Origin of the sequence: Paraburkholderia atlantica, from assembly GCF_000092885.1 — a bacterium.
Lineage (GTDB): Bacteria > Pseudomonadota > Gammaproteobacteria > Burkholderiales > Burkholderiaceae > Paraburkholderia > Paraburkholderia atlantica.
In genome coordinates this window covers 1-12,174 of sequence record NC_014119.1, presented here as the reverse complement: position 1 = coordinate 12,174, position 12,174 = coordinate 1, and the positions used below count along the sequence as shown (strand labels likewise).

Annotated in this window: 11 protein-coding genes and 1 pseudogene; 7 read left to right on the top strand and 5 right to left on the bottom strand. The window is 64.0% G+C overall.

Translation table 11 applies throughout. From position 1 onward, the window contains the following. Positions 1-940: 940 nt before the first annotated feature. On the bottom strand, positions 941-1,129 hold the full coding sequence (locus BC1002_RS36745; protein ID WP_013093289.1) for a hypothetical protein: 189 nt from the start codon (positions 1,127-1,129) through the stop codon (positions 941-943). 187 nt (positions 1,130-1,316) lie between these two features. Between BC1002_RS36745 and BC1002_RS27620 the strand changes: the two genes are divergently transcribed. Both BC1002_RS27620 and BC1002_RS27615 read left to right on the top strand, forming a co-directional pair. Then, positions 1,317-1,604, top strand: coding sequence for a cupin domain-containing protein (locus tag BC1002_RS27620; protein WP_013093288.1), 288 nt, complete (start codon positions 1,317-1,319; stop codon positions 1,602-1,604). Positions 1,605-1,733: 129 nt separating this feature from the next. Beyond that, complete coding sequence (locus BC1002_RS27615; RefSeq protein WP_013093287.1) at positions 1,734-2,273, top strand: SRPBCC family protein; 540 nt, start codon at positions 1,734-1,736, stop codon at positions 2,271-2,273. A 71-nt stretch (positions 2,274-2,344) separates the two neighbouring features. On the opposite strand, the gene BC1002_RS35720 is transcribed toward BC1002_RS27615, so the two are convergent. Then, on the bottom strand, positions 2,345-2,713 hold the full coding sequence (locus tag BC1002_RS35720; protein ID WP_049870292.1) for a helix-turn-helix domain-containing protein: 369 nt from the start codon (positions 2,711-2,713) through the stop codon (positions 2,345-2,347). 303 nt (positions 2,714-3,016) lie between these two features. Here BC1002_RS35720 and BC1002_RS39095 point away from each other — a divergent pair. From BC1002_RS39095 to BC1002_RS27590, 5 genes and pseudogenes are all read left to right on the top strand, one after another. Beyond that, positions 3,017-4,162: pseudogene (locus BC1002_RS39095) on the top strand (AAA family ATPase); the annotation flags it as partial. Positions 4,163-4,300: 138 nt separating this feature from the next. Next, a complete protein-coding gene (locus BC1002_RS39090; protein WP_238538096.1) occupies positions 4,301-6,007 on the top strand; it encodes an ATP-binding protein in 1,707 nt (568 codons plus the stop codon). 42 nt (positions 6,008-6,049) lie between these two features. Then, positions 6,050-6,301: a nickel-binding protein gene (locus BC1002_RS27600; protein ID WP_013093285.1), complete on the top strand. Its 252-nt coding sequence runs from the start codon at positions 6,050-6,052 to the stop codon at positions 6,299-6,301. Positions 6,302-6,439: 138 nt separating this feature from the next. Then, positions 6,440-8,761 (top strand): VTT domain-containing protein, encoded by a 2,322-nt coding sequence (locus BC1002_RS27595; protein ID WP_013093284.1) that lies wholly within the window; start codon positions 6,440-6,442, stop codon positions 8,759-8,761. Beyond that, positions 8,761-9,513, top strand: a complete 753-nt coding sequence (locus tag BC1002_RS27590) for an endonuclease/exonuclease/phosphatase family protein (RefSeq protein ID WP_013093283.1) — start codon at positions 8,761-8,763, stop codon at positions 9,511-9,513. Before BC1002_RS27595 ends, BC1002_RS27590 begins: the two co-directional genes overlap by 1 nt. A 19-nt stretch (positions 9,514-9,532) precedes the next feature. On the opposite strand, the gene BC1002_RS27585 is transcribed toward BC1002_RS27590, so the two are convergent. From BC1002_RS27585 to BC1002_RS27575, 3 genes are read right to left on the bottom strand one after another with little or no spacing between them, the layout of a single operon-like run. Continuing rightward, complete coding sequence (locus tag BC1002_RS27585) at positions 9,533-10,894, bottom strand: cytochrome c (RefSeq protein WP_013093282.1); 1,362 nt, start codon at positions 10,892-10,894, stop codon at positions 9,533-9,535. Next, a complete protein-coding gene (locus tag BC1002_RS27580; protein ID WP_013093281.1) occupies positions 10,891-11,841 on the bottom strand; it encodes a cytochrome c oxidase assembly protein in 951 nt (316 codons plus the stop codon). The genes BC1002_RS27585 and BC1002_RS27580 overlap by 4 nt, the downstream gene beginning before the upstream one ends. Then, positions 11,838-12,167: a hypothetical protein gene (locus BC1002_RS27575; RefSeq protein ID WP_013093280.1), complete on the bottom strand. Its 330-nt coding sequence runs from the start codon at positions 12,165-12,167 to the stop codon at positions 11,838-11,840. The genes BC1002_RS27580 and BC1002_RS27575 overlap by 4 nt, the downstream gene beginning before the upstream one ends. Between the last annotated feature and the right edge of the window lie 7 nt (positions 12,168-12,174).

Here is a 12,174-nt window from a genome sequence, read left to right as displayed (position 1 = left end):
CACCCAATTGCCGCCATTTGACGACGGTGCAATCGTCGACCTTGTCCGGCACACCAGTAGCAACATTGTTCCCATCCCCTGTGGCGCGTTCCTGCTCGTGACGACGCGTTCATCCTCGGTGTCAGGCAACGGATCGCGAAAGAGTCAGAGTTCCCGCAATCGGGATTTTCCTGGAACGAGGGAGATGAGATTCGCGTCGGAAAGCCGAGAAGTACCGCTATCGTGATGGACAGCACTCCCCGTTATATATTGTTCTCGGCGGGCGTTGGATCGATTGCCATCGCCGGCACTGCAAAGCGGCTTGCTTCATCCGGCAGATGTCTCGAGATTTACAATTTCGCTCGAACACTTCAGCGAGCCGTCTTCAGGAAAGAGCTGGACGACTTCCTGGGACACGCTCGGGTTTGCCACAAAATTGGTTTAAGCGACGCAGAGATCTTGAACGCTATATCTCACGCCGTGAGCCCCGCACAGGCCAACACACAAATAATCTGTAGCGGTCCGCCGTGCTTCATGAATCTTGTCGAACACCAGGCACTCGATTGGGTGTATCCATCCAACATTCACAAAATCATTCTCGGAGAAAGGCTGGCGAAGGATCGAAAACGACCCTGACATCAAATGCGGCAGTAGTGCGAACGCCGCTACGTCGATCTGGCTGGAGGTTCAGTCGGATTCCCCGTGGTTTCCATTGACTATCTCCATGTGCCGAATTCAATTCGGCATTATTAGAAAATGATTCGAAAAATGCGTTGCCGCACTTGATTCGCTGAATTCGGTCACACCGCTAGTCTGTGCTCGCCGTGCAGATGCATTTCCAGACGCTCATGCATCTCGCGTCCGTTGGACGCGTTCGAAACCTGCATGCGGTTTCGCTGGAGATAAGCGGCGACCAGTTCGTGCGTGTCATGGTCGTCGTCGTTTGCGACGAAATGAGGACCTACCCGCCGCTGCTCTTACCCCCGACGCCGACCTTGCCGCGCCCGACCTTGCGATGCGGCGCGCAGCGGCGCAACCTTTTCCTGGAACTGGCTGTCAACGTGACGTGCTCCGCAGGGTAGCGGGTCGTCTTGTCCAGTGGGGCCTGATAGCCGCGATGGCGTGGATCGATGCGCCTGGTAGCGGACATGACTGGCACCTCCTCAGAGGATTCTAGCCGAAACGGCACGGCGGTTATGCCGCTTTCCTGAACACGCCGCATTCGAACCCGCGACAGTTGCGCGCGGGTGTGACCGTAGTGCGACTGGGCAGACCGGAACGGCGGTTGGCAGGACCTCAATAGTATTTTTCATCTCACTCATCGACGGATACGAAACGTGAAAGTCCAGCAGATCAAACAAAGCATCGCATTACAGGGACTGGAAGACTGGAGCACGGCCGGTCTTGCCAGGACGCCCGAGATCAGAGTTTCAGAGCCCGGCATCTATCGGCGCTCTGTCAGGCAGTCTGAAGTGATGCACTTTCTGAGCGGCCGTGGCCGCTTCACGCCCGATGGCGAAGACGCGATCCACTTTACGGGCGGTGATACGTTGTTCTTCGAAGCCCACACGGAAGGCACGTGGGAAGTCGAAGAAACGATGCGCAAGGTCTATGTCATTTTCTAGCGATCCTCATGGTCAACCGTCGTTACGCTCGCCCCGCGTACTGAGACCGCTCAGATGTTCATGATTTGATCGGAACGAGCGCCGCGATGCGATACTATCGGCGCACGGAGCATACTTCGCGAGTCCCAGATGAAATGGCCATCGAAATGGATGCGCGCGGTCCTGGCAGTCATCGCGGTCGCTGCACTGCTTGTAGTCCCGTTGCCTGCGTCGGTCAATCTGACGACGAAGATTGCCACCGTGATCTCGATCGAGCGACCGGTTGCGGTGGTTTTCGACTACGTAACGACGCCCGCTCACTGGCCCGATTGGCACCCGTCTTCGCTATCGGTAACAGGGGCGATCGGCCACTCGTTAAACGTTGGTGAACAGGTTACGGAAGAATTTCGCGTGGCGGGTCGTCGGGGAAGCGTACTCTGGACGGTTGCCGTACGAGACCGTCCTCACAAATGGGTGATTGTCGGCGCGATAGACGGGAAGCCCGCAGGCACGGTGAGCTACGCTCTAACACCCGTAGCGTCCCGGACACGATTCGAGCGTGAGTTCGTGTACCGCGCACCGACACTATGGTTTGCGCTGGTCAATGTCTTATTCGTTCGCACGCGAATCCAGCAGGAGTCCGAGGAGGCAGTCGCGCGACTGAAGAAAGCGTTGGAAACGATGCCGTAGCCTGGATTTCGCGTGTCGTGGACGTGGAGTGCAAGCGCCGGGCGAAGCAGTTGCTGCCATCGCATGCGGCATCATCGGGCAAAGGGTCCGGTATGGAGCGATGAGACCAGGAAAGCAACAGGCACAACACAAAGTCCCGGCTCGCAGCCCATTGCCGATGCCTGTGGTTCGCTGATCCAATATTGCTGCCGCGCCGCGTCATACTGAACATTGCCGCGCAACACCTGCCGCCCCAACCATTCGAGCACTGCCTGCCGATCGGTGCCGGTCCTCTTCGCGAGTTGCTGCGCGCAGAGCGGATTGTCAGCCAGTGCTTCATACAGCCGGAGCGCGTCCACTTCCGCCGACGTTGTTTCCAATCTCGAGGCTCCGCCTCGATGCACCAGTGCGCCGAGGCATGCAAAGAGCTTGCCCTGATAGTTAGCCACGTTGACCTCCATTGATTTCCAGTAGCACCGCGTTTCGCTCTGGTAGTAATCTGCGCGTAAGCGGCGATCCGATGTTTTTGCCATTTGACGAGAGCAGCGTGCACCTGGAAGGTTGTATTCAGCGTTGGAGCCATCGTGGGAAACGTCGAAATTACTGACGCTTCGTGCGGACCACTGTGCATTCGCCTGCTTGGCGAACTCGAACTGACGCGCGGCGGCGCGCGGGTTACGTTGCCCGCTTCGCGACGCACGCGCGCGCTGCTGGGCTATCTCGTTCTGTCCGGCGCCCCGGTATCGAGACCGGCGCTGTGCGACATGCTCTGGGAGGGTCCCGACGATCCGCGCGCCGCCCTTCGCTGGAGCCTGTCCAAGCTCCGCCCTCTGCTCGACGACGCATCGCACGAGCGCATCGTGGCGAGCCGCACGCACGTCGCTTTTGAAGCCGCCGGCGCAGTTGTCGATGTAACCAGGCTTCAGGCGCTGCTCGCAGGGGGAGCGGAGCGGACACCGGTTGCCGCGCTGCAGGAAGCAGCGCAGATGCTGCGTGGTGACTTTCTTGGCGGGCTCGAACTGCCCGGCTGCTACCGCTTCTACAACTGGTGTATTGGCCAGCGTGAACGATTCGGCCGCATTCGCGGCACGGTCCTGCGCGCGCTGGTCGCGACGCTGGCGACGGACGTGCCGCGCGCGTTGCAGTACGGGCACGAGCTGATCGACGCCGATCCGCTCGATGAGACGGGCCACGCAGCGCTCATCGCATTGCTGGAAGCCGCGGACCGTCATGCGGATGCGCAGGAACATCACCGGTATGCGCGCGAGCTGCTCCACCGCGAGGTCGGGGCGCGCGCCTGTGCGAGCCTCGACGACGCGGTTCAGCGCATGCGAGACGATACACGCCGAAGTCGCGCGAATCACGGTGGCGATCGTATGCCGCGCGATGAACACCGCACGCCTGAAGACCGTCTTCGGACGGCCGTGCAAAACGCGCATGCGAGCGGCGGCGACCAGCAACCGGTCTCGCGTTTGCCTCTGGTCGGGCGCGAAGTGGAACGCGCACGACTCGACGATCTGTTGGCGTCGTCGTCGGGCGCCGGAACATTGACGCTGTTGACGGGCGAGCCCGGCATTGGCAAGACGCGTCTGCTCGAATATTTCAGCGAATGCGCGTCGAATGCCGCGTATCGCGTGCTTCGCGCGCGCTGCTACGAAGCCGAGGCAATCCGCCCGTACGGCATCTGGATAGATGCATTGCGCGACCTCGCGAGCGACGCAGCGCCGCCCGTCGACGAAGCTCTGGCCCCGCTCGTGCGTGCGACAGTCAACAGCGCGTCCGGCATTCAGCGCGACGAGGGTGGCCGCGAGCGGCTTTTCGAAGCGGTCGTCGCGCTGCTCGGCCGTCTGTCGGTCGAACAGCAACTGGCTTTCGTCCTCGACGATCTGCAGTGGCTCGACGAAGCATCGGCGGCATTGCTGCACTTCGTGCTGCGACGCCTCGCGCCCGGCCTGCCGGTCGTCTTCGTCGCGGCCGCACGGCCCGCCGAAACCGAGGACAACCGGTTTGCAGCGAAATTGTTGCAGTCGCTCGCGCACGACTCCAAGATGACGCGCGTCGAGTTGGCGCCACTTTCCGCCGACGAAGTTGCAGCACTTCTGGGCGCATCCAGAAGCGATCTCCGGGTCGAGCAGGCCGTCAAAGGCAGTGGTGGCAATCCACTCTATGTGCTCGAATTAGCGCGCTCGACGCAAGCGCCACCTGAAACCGCGACCCTCACGATCGAGGCCTTGATCGCCGATCGGCTCACACCGCTCGATGCGCGCACACGCGACCTGCTTTCGTTCGCGGCTTGTATCGGGCGCGAATTTGCCCCCGAGCAGTTCGCGCAACTGCTCGACCGACCACTCGTTGACGTTCTATCGAGCCTGGCTGAACTGGAACGTCGAGGCGTCCTGACCGCAGCCTCGCAAACCGGGTTCGATTTCACCCATGATCTGCTGCGACAGACCGTCTATCGGATGCTTTCGCAGCCCCACCGGCGGGCGATTCACCATCAGATCGCGCAGCAACTGCTGGCGTCGAGCACCCACGACTCGCGACTGCACGGTGAAGTCGTTCATCATGCAACGTTAGCGGGAGACTCGCGGATGACGGCGCTAGCGTGCGTCGAAGCCAGTCAACACTGCGTGGCAGTGTTCGCGGCCAGCGAGGCTCGCGCTGTCGCCGATCGCGGTCTGGCCCATGCCCGTTCACTGCCGCGGGGGAGCGAGCGGGTGCGGCTCGAAATCCAGTTGCTCACCGCGCGGCTCGTCGCTCTGGCGAGTTCGGGCAGAACATGTCCCGCGTCGATGGAACAGGAATTCGAGGACGCCATCCAGCAAGCCGAAGCGCTGTCGCTTCAGGCCGAGGTGGTGCAAGGTCTCCATAGCCTGTCGTGGCTCACACAACAGGCGAACGACGTCGAACGGACGCGTGAAGTCACGATCCGCGCAGCAGCCGCGGCGCGCAAGGCCGATGCGACGACCCGCTGCAAGCAGCTTGCCAATACGGGCCGGTGTCTGCTCGAACTGGAGCGCGAACTGCCGCGGGCACGCAGCCTTTTGCTGGAAGCGCAAGCGCTGGCTGAACTCCTGGACCTGCGCGTCGTGGAACTGATGTGGGGCGCGGCGCTGCTTGCGCGAGCCGACGGAGCACTGGACACCGGGTCCGCACAGTTGAACGACGCGGTGCGGCAGGCGCGAGCGATCGGGGACCACTGGCGTGAGTATCAGTGTCTCGTCTGGCTCGCGACCGTCGATTTCGAGCGCGGCGCTTACTTGCAAGTCACGCAGTTGGCCGGCGCGATCGTCGTGGCCGCGAGGCGCATGGGCTACTCGGGCGCGCCTTACGCGAACGTCCTCAGCGCGATTGCGTCGCTTCGTCTGACGGGCGGCGACGTGCGCGACTGTCGGTTCGAAGGGCTCGACACATTGCGCGAGGCGGACGACAAGCGGCATCTCTGCTATGTCCTCAACGAGGTGGCGCTGATCTGTCTGGACCGTCGAGCAAGCGAGCATGCCATTGTCCACGCGCGTGAAGCGCTCGAAGCAGCGGAAATCCTCAATTCGCCGACCGGGAGAATCGTTGCGACAGCCGTGCTGGTCGAGGCAGCGCTCGCGCGAAGCGAGATGGAATCCGCCGAGTCCCTTCTCGCTTCATTACGTGAGTTGCTCGGAGGCGAGCCGATTTCGCCCCGGAGTCACGCAGCACTACAACGGCTCCATCAGCGCTACCCCTCGATTACAACGATCGTTCAAACACCGGCGGACTAAATTGCAGCGGAGGCAATTTCTGTCGCCCAACGGAGCATTGACATGTCGCACGTCGTCGTTGAAAGGAGCTTTCCGACGCCACAGTCGGATGCGGAGCTGTCCGTGGTGGAAGACCGCCTCGCACCGTGCAGTGAACTGTACGGCGTCGTCTGGAAGCGCAGTGTCGTTTCTGTCGATCGCAGACATATGATCTGCGAATACGACGCCCCCGACGCGGAAACCGTCCGCAAGGTGCAACGGGAGGCCGGCGCTACGTTCGATCACATCTGGTCGGGCGAGGTCATAGAAAGCTGACCCGCATGCGTCCCTGCATGACGGTGGCGGGAGCGTGGGCTGATGCCTTCGCCTCGAGCGTTGCCCGCCCTTTTCCACCCGATACGCGCGCGGCACGCATCTTGCGCATCGTTCCGGCAATGTGACCGCGAACATGCCATGCAAGACCCTCTATATCCAAGTGATGCTGCGCGTATCGTTCCCATCTATGAATCGTTCTTCGAGCCGGGACGCAACTGCGAGAGCGTGCGCCATGCGAATCGCTTCACGCTGCTGATCGACGGGGCCGATTATTTCCGCGTGCTGCGCGAGGCGATCACGCGCGCTGAGCGCACGGTGTTCATCCTCGGCTGGGATATCGACAGCCGCATGAGGCTCACGCCCGAAGGATCGAACGACGGCTTTCCTGAAGCGCTCGGCGACTTTCTGCACGCAGTCGCCGCAAAAAAGCACCTGCTGCACGTCTACATTCTCGCGTGGGACTTCGCGATGCTCTATGCATTCGAGCGCGAATGGCTACCGGTGTTCAAGATGGGTTGGCGCACGCACCGGCGCATCGCGTTTCAGATGGACGGCAAGCATCCGTTGGGCGGCTCGCACCACCAGAAGATCGTCGTAATCGATGATTGTCTCGCGTTCGTCGGCGGTCTCGATCTCACGCGTTCGCGCTGGGACACGCAGCAGCATCATGCCGACGATCCCCTGCGCCGCGATGCAAACGGCGCACGGTATCAGCCGTGTCACGATGTCCATTCGATGTTCGATGGCGAGGCCGCACGTGAGATCGGCATACTCGCGCGCGAGCGGTGGGCACGCGCGTGCAAGAGCAAGCCCGCAATCCGCGCGCAACCCGTGCCGCCGACGCAGGACCCGTGGCCGCCGTCGCGCGGCGTCGAGCTGGAAAATGTCGACATTGCCATCTCGCTCACGGAGCCCGCATACATGGGTCGCGAGAGTAAGCAGCAAATCCGCACCCAGTACCTCGATGCCATCGCGCGGGCGCGCCGCAGCATTTACATCGAGAACCAGTACTTCACGTCGGCACCGATTGGCGCGGCGCTGAGCGAATCGCTCGCGCGGGAGAATGGCCCGGAGCTGACGATCGTCGTGCCTCGCAATCAGACCGGCTGGCTGCAGAAAGTGACGATGGGCGTGCTCCGTGCGCGCCTGCACGGGATGCTCAAGGAGGCCGACAAGTACGGCCATTATCGCCTGCTGAGTCCCGACGTCCCCGGCTTGGGCGAATCCATCGTCAACGTGCACAGCAAGCTGATGATCGTCGACGACGAATTGCTGATCGTCGGTTCCGCGAATCTGAACAATCGCTCGATGATGCTCGACAGCGAGTGCAATGTGTCGATCGATGCCGGCGCCGATGCACGCATCCGCCGCGCGATCGCGAAGATGCGCGATACCTTGCTCGCCGAGCATCTCGGCTGCGAAGTCGCGGACATCGTGCGCGAGCGCGATGCGCGCGGCAGCGTGACGGCGGCGATTCGTGCCTTGCAGCGCGACCGCGACGAGCATCGAACGCTCGTCGATCTCGATCCGCAGGTCTCACCCGAGCTCGATCGACTTATTCCGCCCGATGCGCTCATCGACCCCGAAACGCCCATCGCCGCGAAGGAACTCATCGATCAGTTCGTGCCCGCCGAGAAGGCGCGGCCGCTGATTGGACGATATGCGCTGCTCGGCGTGCTCGCGCTGCTCGTCGTCGGGTTCGCGGCGGCGTGGCACTGGTCGCCGCTCGCCGGCTATCTCAACCTCAAATCCCTCGCGAATGCGGTGCGGCAGATCGAGGCGCTGCCGCTCGCGCCGCTGTGGATCGTGCTCGCCTATATCGCGGCGGCCGTTGTCTGCGCGCCCGTGACCTTGCTGATCGCGACGATGGGAGTCGTCTTTGGCGCGGCGTGGGGCGGGTTGTATGCGTTCATCGGCACCACGGTGGCCGCCGCGACGTCGTTCTGGATAGGCAACCGGCTCGGGCGCGATGCGGTGCGCAAACTCGCGGGCGCACGCGTGAACCGGCTTTCGGAGCGTGTCGCCAAGCGCGGAATCGTCGCGGTCGTCGTGTTGCGACTCCTGCCCGTCGCGCCGTTCGCCATCGTCAATCTCGTTGCAGGTGCATCACACGTCCGCATGCGCGATTTCATCATCGGCACGATGCTCGGCATGGGTCCGGGTATCTTCCTGACGGTGGCATTCGCGCATCAGTTGGTTGCTTCGTTGCGGCGCCCGACGGCCGGCTCGTTCGCCGTGCTGATCGGCATTGGCGCGGTGCTGATCGGGTTGTCGATGCTGTTGCAGCGTTTTCTCGGCAGATCGACCAGGAGCGACCCGCACGAAGGCGCGCCGAGCGATGATGACAAGCCGCGCGCCAGCGATGAAGCCGAACGCGCGCAGCGTTTGCGCGACCACAGCGGGATGCCTCGCGATGCCTCGGGCAAAACATCAACGCAATGTCAGGACGAGGCCAGCTGATGACACTGATGCACGACCCCGGCATCGATCAGCCGCGCATGACGTTTGCCCGCGAACGCGAACTGCGCATCGGGACTTACAACCTCCATGGCGCGGTGGGGATCGACGGCAAGTTCGCGCCGAAGCGCATTGGCGATGTGCTGACTGAGATCGACGCGGATATTTTCGCGCTGCAGGAAGTGCCATTGGGCGGCGCGAGTTCGCCCGATGTGCTTGCACTGCTCCAACGCATGACGGGCCTGGACGCCGTCGCGGGTCCAACGTTCGACACGCCCGCGCGACGCTTTGGCAACGCCGTGCTGACGCGCTATCCGGTGCGCGCGGTGCGCACGCTGGACCTGTCTTTCAAGAGCCGCGAGCCGCGCGGCGCGCTGGACGCCGATATCGATTGCAACGGCGAGCTGTGGCGCGTCGTAGCGACGCATCTGGGGCTTGCATCCAGCGAACGGCGCGCCCAAGTGGAGCAGGTATTGCAGCGCTTCGACACGCCCGCGCTGCCCGTCATCCTGCTCGGCGATCTGAACGAGTGGTTCGTTTACGGACGTACGCTCAGGCGGCTCGTCACGCATTTTCGTCGCGCGACCGCGCTGCGTACGTTTCCTACGCGCTTTCCGTTGTTCGCGCTGGATCGCATCTGGGTGCATCCGGGCGAACGGCTGTTGCGTGTCGATGTGCATCGCACGGCGCTTTCGCGAGTCGCGTCGGATCACTATCCGTTGATCGCGCATATCAGCGCGTCGGTTAATGGATGATCCGCGCGCGGCTCGCCTGCTATTTGTGCAACTCGCTGCGCAACGTCGCGACGTCGTTGGCGGTCACGGGCTGCGCGTTGTTGCCCCAGGCGCCGCGGATGTACGTCAACACCTGAGCGATCTCGACGTCGGCGAGGGTCGTCGCAAACGCCGGCATCGACTGACGCGGCGGGCCGCTTTGCGTCGTCGGGCTGTTGCCGCCTTCGATTAGCAGCCGGATCAGCGAAGTCGTATCTTCCGCGATCACCGAAGGATTGCCGGCGAGCGCGGGAAACGCGTTCGGCACGCCACGTCCGTCCGCGCGATGGCAGCTCGCGCAGAACGACTGGTAGACGTTGAAGCCGACGCTCAGCGAGTCGGCCACGCGGTTGCCGTTCACGCTCGAACGCGCGGGATCGGCGCCGCCCGTATAGGTGCCGGACGGCTGCTGGGCGGGCAGCGACTTCAGATAATGCGCGATCGCGTGCAGGTCCTCGTCAGTCAGATATTGCGAGCTGTCCTCGACCTGTTCGACCATGCTGCCGTACGCGACGACGCCCGCGCCGTGGCCGGTCTTCAGAAATGCGGCAATGTCCGCGGCGGTGAGACGGCCCAGTCCCGAACCCATGTCGCCGGTCAGGTTGGGCGCGAACCAGTGATCGTTGACGCCGCCCACCAGATAGTCGCTCGACGACTCGTCAAGGCCGCTTTCCTGGTAGAACATTCCGCGCGGCGTATGACATGCGCCGCAATGTCCTGCACCTTGCACCAGATAAGCGCCGCGATTCCAGATCGCGTCGCTTTGCGGGCGCGGCACGTATGGCTGCGACGGCACGAACAGCATCTGCCAGAAGCGCAGCGCCCAGCGCTGGTTGAACGGAAACGCGACGTCCGAGCGCGGCGTCGGTTTCGCGATCGGCGCGACGCCGTGCAGCATGAACTCATAGAGCGCGTGCACGTCCTCGTCGCTGAGCTTCGAGAAAGACACGTATGGCATCGCCGGATAGAGCCGCTTGCCGCCGCGTGCGACACCCTCTCGCAGCGCGCGCTCGAACTCTTCGTAGGTGTAGCGGCCGATGCCGTACTGCGGGTCCGGCGTGATATTGCTCGACACGATCGTGCCGAACGGCGAACCCATGCCAAGCCCGCCCGCGTATGGCGCGCCGCCTTGCGGCGCGGTGTGACAGCCGGCGCAATCGGCGGCTTTCGCCAGGTACTCGCCACGCGCTAGCCGGGACGGATCGAAGCTCGCCGCGCCGCCCCGAGCCTGTGCGTCCGTGCTTGCCGCCGCGCTATCCGTCGCGGTCGCCCCGCCGCTGAACGCGATCGCCAGCAGCCCAACGCACACCGAGAGCAACGCACCCGCCGCCGCCGCTCGCACCACCGTGCGCCTTCGCATCATCGCGCGCCCTCCCCGCGGGCCCTCGCCGCGTCTTGCGTGAAAGCCGGCTGCCGGTCCGCGCGGCTCAGCCAGCGCGACGCGACGAGCAGCCCGCCGGTCAGATAGGCCAGCGCGCCCGGCACCCACATGATCAGTCCGCCCAATTGCTGGTCGTGCAGAGGATCGATGCCCAACGCCGCGCACGGCTCGACGTACGACGGATACCAGAGGCCCGGAGCCAGCGTGATCAGCGCGCCGAGCGCACTCGTGTGAACCATCGTCGTGAACAGCGACAGCATCGCGTGTCCGCCGTTGCCGCGGCGCGCGCCGTCGCCCGTCACGGTCCACCAGAAGAGCAGCGCACTCAGCAAAAAGCTGGCGTGCTGCAACGTATGCACGGATGGATGCGCAAGCGCGGCGTCGAACAACGTCGGCGCATGCCACGCCCACAAAGCGACGGCGTGCAGCGCCCACGCGACGAGCGGCGCGCTCAGGCAGCGCCATGCACGCGCGAACGGGCGAGCGCGCACCGCCCGCCCGAGCGCCATACGCGCACGCCGGGGCAGCGCCCACATCCATACGGCGAGCGGACGCCCAGCCACGCACAGAGGCGCCGCGATCAGCATCATCGATTCGTGCTGCACCATATGCGCGGAAAACAGCGCGCCGGACAACGTATCGAGCGGCGACATCAACGCGAGCCCGAGCGCGCTCCAGCCGCCGGCGAAGGCCAGCAGATGCAGCCTGCGCGAGCCGGCGCCGCGCCTCTGAGCGCGCGAGCGGCGCCGCAGCCGCGCAAAGCCGATCAGATACCCGCCAATGCTGAGTGCCATCAACGCGACGATCCACGGCTCGAAGCTCCAGCCGAACGACAGGGCCGCGCGATCGGCGACCGACAGCCCATGCGCGGCAGCCGTCGCGCCGGGCAGCCAGGCCGCGCATGCGAACCAGCGAATGTGCCTTCTCATCGGCAAGCGGGCAGCAGCCATTGCGGAAACCACATCGCGAGTTGCAGGAGCGCGGACAGCGCACCGACGATCATCGCCATCAGCGCGAAAAAGCCGGCGCGCGCGGCGCGCGCAGCATACGCCGGCGTGCCGCGCGATCGTTCGGCACGCCAGCGGCCGTAGGCGAGCCACGTGGCAAACGCGCAGAACGCGAACGCGGCCGCGCTGACCGCATGCATCGGCCACGCGGCGCCGCTCGCGCACGCGAGCCGGATCAGCGCATAGTCGACGCTCTGTGTGGCGAGCACCGCCGTGGGTGCCGCGAGCAAACCTAGCCAGATATCCATCGGCACC

Coding starts and splice junctions, on each gene's coding strand:
- BC1002_RS36745 (WP_013093289.1), bottom strand. CDS start 1,129: ATGTCCGCTACCAGGCGCATCGATCCACGCCATCGCGGCTATCAGGCC.
- BC1002_RS27615 (WP_013093287.1), top strand. CDS start 1,734: ATGAAATGGCCATCGAAATGGATGCGCGCGGTCCTGGCAGTCATCGCG.
- BC1002_RS35720 (WP_049870292.1), bottom strand. CDS start 2,713: ATGGAGGTCAACGTGGCTAACTATCAGGGCAAGCTCTTTGCATGCCTC.
- BC1002_RS39090 (WP_238538096.1), top strand. CDS start 4,301: ATGACGCGCGTCGAGTTGGCGCCACTTTCCGCCGACGAAGTTGCAGCA.
- BC1002_RS27600 (WP_013093285.1), top strand. CDS start 6,050: ATGTCGCACGTCGTCGTTGAAAGGAGCTTTCCGACGCCACAGTCGGAT.
- BC1002_RS27595 (WP_013093284.1), top strand. CDS start 6,440: ATGCAAGACCCTCTATATCCAAGTGATGCTGCGCGTATCGTTCCCATC.
- BC1002_RS27590 (WP_013093283.1), top strand. CDS start 8,761: ATGACACTGATGCACGACCCCGGCATCGATCAGCCGCGCATGACGTTT.
- BC1002_RS27585 (WP_013093282.1), bottom strand. CDS start 10,894: ATGATGCGAAGGCGCACGGTGGTGCGAGCGGCGGCGGCGGGTGCGTTG.
- BC1002_RS27580 (WP_013093281.1), bottom strand. CDS start 11,841: ATGAGAAGGCACATTCGCTGGTTCGCATGCGCGGCCTGGCTGCCCGGC.
- BC1002_RS27575 (WP_013093280.1), bottom strand. CDS start 12,167: ATGGATATCTGGCTAGGTTTGCTCGCGGCACCCACGGCGGTGCTCGCC.